Here is a 4,231-nt window from a genome sequence, read left to right as displayed (position 1 = left end):
ATGCGGATGTCCTTTCGATGGTCCCCCGAATTAGCTGTGTGCCGAAATCACCTCTCTGTCCGTAGCTTTCTCTCGTGTTCGGCGTGCCGAACACCGAGGAAGCCTCAAACGACTATCGACAGCGGAGATATTCCCTTTGATTGAGCCGAGGAAATTTATACAGCGGCCGTGTGGGCTTGCTTCGCGAGCGGAATGAATTTTCGGTTTCTGTAGCCTGGAGGTGGCGGTCGCAGGACGACGTCGAAACTTCGAGGGCAATCGACGGCAASGCTCCGGAGCCGCGAAACGGCGAGGCGAGCTCGACGCTGGAATTCCGAGGGCAACGTCCTKGTGCGGCYATKAGGGCGGGATCGTTCCGTCTACYTCCGYRATGTTCGGCATGCCGAACATTGATGGWGGYCTTCGMGCTGTCGATCGASGGCAACGCTCCGGAGCTGCGAAACRGCGAGGTGAGCTCGACGCTGGAATTCCGAGGGCAACGTCCTTATGCAGCTACGAGGGCGGGATCGTTCCGTCTGCCTCCGTAATGTTCGGCATGCCGAACATCGATGGAGGGCCCCGAACTGCCGATCGACTGCAAGGCTCCAGAGCCGCGAAACGGCGAGGTGAACTCGACGCTGGAATCCGAGGGCAAAGTCCATGTGCGGCTACGAGGGCGGGATCGTTCSGTCTACTCCGTAATGTTCGGCATGCCGAACATCGATGGRGRGCTCCGAACTGCCGATCGACCGCAACGCTCCGGGAGCGGCGAAACGGCGAGGGGAGTTCGACGYTGGAATTCCGAGGGCAAAGTCCTTGTGCRGCTATKAGGGCAGGATAGACTGACGTCAGACATTGTTTACGGCCACAGCGTTGCAATGACCAAGACCACTCGATCAAGCCGCGTGATTGCCACCCGGGTGCCGCCCGAGATGAGGGCGCAGTTCGCCGCGCTGGCCGCGCGGCATCACCTCAGTGCGTCGACTCTGCTTGCGAAGATGGTCGACGAAGTGCTCAAGACCCACGGCGACATCTCGCCGGGCTCGGGCGCACAGCGCTCCCCACGCGAATCGGAAAACGAGGTTGGCCTGGCGGACCGCGTCACGCTGCGGCTTCGCAAAGGCGACCGCGCGCTGGCGGCACAGCGGGCCCACTCACGCGGGATGAAGACAGCCAGCTACCTGGCCCTGCTGATCCACAACCATGTGCGTGACGCGGCCGTGCTGCCGCCGAACGAACTCGATCACATCAAAGTGACCGGCGCCCGACTGGCKGCGCTGCAACGACAGCTTCGAATGTTCGGCATGCCGAACACGCTGCCCGAGTCGGTGGCACCGGACCTCGGCGAAGCGATCGCGTCGGTCCGGCGGGAAGTCGAGGTGGCACGCGAAGCCACGGCCGCCATCGTGCGGCGCAACCTCATCAGCTGGGAGACCGGCGGCGGGAGGGCCCATGCCTGAACAGAGGATGCGCGCARGCMRAAGCAGCCSCGGCGCGGCCGATGCGCCGCGCGACATGACCCTGGACATCGTGAGCTACGGYCGGCGWGGRCCGGGCGGCMMGCTGCGCYTCGGCGCCGACCAGATCGCGCAGATCCAGCGCACCGTGGGGCGCACGCCCGAGGTGATGGTGAAGGTCTCCGGCGGCGGSCGGGAYRTCGGCGGCGTCGAGGCCCATCTGCGCTACATCGGCCGGCAYGGCAAGCTGCCGATCGACACCGACGAGGGACTGGTCCAGCAGGGCCGGGGCGCTCCCAAGGAGATCACGGCCGACTGGCAGCTCGAGCTTTGCAGAAGCCAGTACAAGCCAAGACCCGCGCCGGGGCAGAAAGACACGCGTGCGAAGCTGGTGCACAACATCGTCCTGTCCATGCCCGCCGGCACGCCGCCGGACAAGGTACGGGCGGCCGCCCGCGTCTTCGCGCGCGAGAACTTCGCGCTGCAATATCGCTACGCCATGGTGCTGCACACCGATCAACCGCACCCGCATGTGCACCTGGTGGTCAAGTGCGAGCACGAGTTCGAGCCCGGCAAGCGCCTCTACATCCGCAAGGACACGCTGCGCCAGTGGCGCGAGCAGTTCGCCGCGCTGATGCGTGAGCAGGGGGTGGCGGCCAATGCCACACCGCGCCAAGTGCGCGGGCAGACCCGCAAGCCATACAGGGATGCGATCCATCATCGGCTCCGCGCGCTGCGGGCATTCGGCCAACTGCCGCCCAGTGACCGGACCGGGCATCGGCCGCCGAAGACCTCGACCTTCATGCGCGCCAAGCTGGAGAGCCTGCTCCAGGCGCTGGGTTCGGGGCGAGGCGCCGTGGATGACGGCCAAGAGAAGATGCGAAACACCCGGCGGGCAGTGGTCGCAGATTGGCGCGCCACAGCAGATGCGCTTCGCAGACGGGGCGAGACAAGTCTTGCCGACCAAGTGGATCATTTCGTCGCACGAATGCCGGACGTGCAGACCGAAGCGCAGCGATTGGCGGAGCGTTGGAGAGGGGCGGAGAGAAGTCGAGTGCTGGAGCACGCGAAGGACCAGCCCATGCTGCCAAAGATTCGGTGAATGGCTGCGCTCGTGCGACTGGTGAGGCAAGGCTTGCGGCTGTGGCACGTGAACCTTCGTGCGATTGGATGCCCCGCAACTTCGCGCGCACCGAGGTCCCTCACAGCTGCAAGCTTTCGAGCTGCCCTGCCTGCGGACGTGCCTTGTCTTGGCCTCGCTGAAGAATGACGCCACCTGACCCAGTCGTGTGCGAAATTGGTAAGGGCGAATGCGGCCAAAGTCCGGAGTTTTGTGACCGATCAACGTCCATTCATGAAAAGCTACGTCCTTGCTCTCGATCTCGAAGGCACATTGATCTCAAATGCGATGAGCCAGATACCGTGGCCAGGTCTGGCTGGATTCCTGAATCGTTGCGCTGAACTTTTTCCCCGCATCGTCATGTTCACCCCACTGTCAAGGAAGAACGGTTCAGGAAGATCGCGCGCTTATTGGTGGACGAGGGCGTCGCGCCCCCCTGGTTTGCGGAAGTGGAATACATCACTTGGCAAGGCGAGACAAAAAACCTTCGGTTTGTCCCTGGCGTACATCCACATCAAGTATTGCCGGTCGATGACTTTGAGAAGTACGTTCATCTCGGCCAAGAAGCACAGTGGCTGCAAATTGAGCACTTTGACCATCCCTACAGTTCAGCGGATACCGGCCTCGCCAACATGCTCAACACACTGGCGGCGCGTATTTGATAGATGACCTTCGGCGGGCGAACTGAGTTTTTCCACGTGGACGCACTTAGCGCATCACGGGGCGGCTTACAAAACTATCAATTTGCAGAGATCAACACCCGCGTTCTGCTGCTGGCCAAGCTTGTCGAGGAAACCAAGTCCGTTCGAATCTCTCTCCCAGAATGAAGGGGCGGACTTTCGGTTGCTGCGACTGCACGCCGACCGGGTCCGTGTCGGCTATCGGGGCTGAGGCAATACCCTCGGTGTGGCTGTTGCGGCACCTCACCCGCGCCGCCATCGCCGCCTCATTTCAGTCGCGGTATCAAGCGACGTCAGCAACTGGCTCCGGGAGCCAGTTGGTCGTGTCGCCCGACACGCGGTCGTCGTCGTCGGCACTTGTCGGATCGCGTTGGGAGTGCGCAAACGCATCCCGCAATGCTGCGGGCGACCATTCGTCGTATTGGACCCACACATCCCGCAGCGAAATGTAGGCCGTATTGATTACGTTCGGCCGGCGGTCTCGCGAACAGGTCGGATCTGTGAATTTGTACCGCGCGTCCTCGCGCACCCGTTCCGCATAATCGCTCCCCGTCTCGTGCGTCTTGTCACAAAAGACGTCGCAAGCAGACAACACCGAGGGAGCGCCGAACAATGAATCGTTATCTGCATCGCATCATCTTCAACGCCGCCAGAGGCATGCGGATGGTGGTGCAAGAAACAGCCAGCAGCACGGGGAAGGGCAAATCCAAACCCACGGGCGGGCCCGGCGGCGCGGGCGCCGCGGTGAAGGCTGTCGCGTTGCTCGGTGCACTGGTCGCGCTTCCTGGAGAAGCCCAGATCGTCGGCGCGCCCAACGTTCCCGCCAACCTGCGGCCCACGGTGCTGGTCGCGCCCAACGGCGTGCCGCTCATCAACATCCAGACGCCCAGCGCCGCCGGTGTCTCGCGCAATGTGTACCAGCAGTTCAACGTGGCGCCCAACGGCGCCATCCTGAACAACAGCCGCACCAATGTGCAGAGCCAGCTCGGCGGGTT

At 63.1% G+C, this 4,231-nt stretch carries 5 protein-coding genes; all 5 read left to right on the top strand.

Translation table 11 applies throughout. The annotated features are described in order from the left end of the window. The first annotated feature begins 857 nt into the window (after positions 1-857). A complete protein-coding gene (locus AC1DOC_RS21850; RefSeq protein ID WP_436311640.1) occupies positions 858-1,439 on the top strand; it encodes a hypothetical protein in 582 nt (193 codons plus the stop codon). A 55-nt stretch (positions 1,440-1,494) separates the two neighbouring features. Next, positions 1,495-2,538: a relaxase/mobilization nuclease domain-containing protein gene (locus tag AC1DOC_RS21845; RefSeq protein ID WP_478130467.1), complete on the top strand. Its 1,044-nt coding sequence runs from the start codon at positions 1,495-1,497 to the stop codon at positions 2,536-2,538. Between the two features lie 467 nt (positions 2,539-3,005). Next, positions 3,006-3,218: a hypothetical protein gene (locus AC1DOC_RS21840; protein WP_208856273.1), complete on the top strand. Its 213-nt coding sequence runs from the start codon at positions 3,006-3,008 to the stop codon at positions 3,216-3,218. A 36-nt stretch (positions 3,219-3,254) separates the two neighbouring features. Then, a complete protein-coding gene (locus AC1DOC_RS21835; protein ID WP_268969341.1) occupies positions 3,255-3,383 on the top strand; it encodes a hypothetical protein in 129 nt (42 codons plus the stop codon). Between the two features lie 465 nt (positions 3,384-3,848). Then, positions 3,849-4,231 (top strand): ESPR domain-containing protein (locus tag AC1DOC_RS21830; protein WP_478130466.1); only part of this gene is annotated, 383 nt, incomplete at its 3' end.

The sequence above is a fragment of the Variovorax sp. 01T439_2 genome (assembly GCF_056398445.1).
This window is presented reverse-complemented; position numbering and strand designations above follow the sequence as displayed.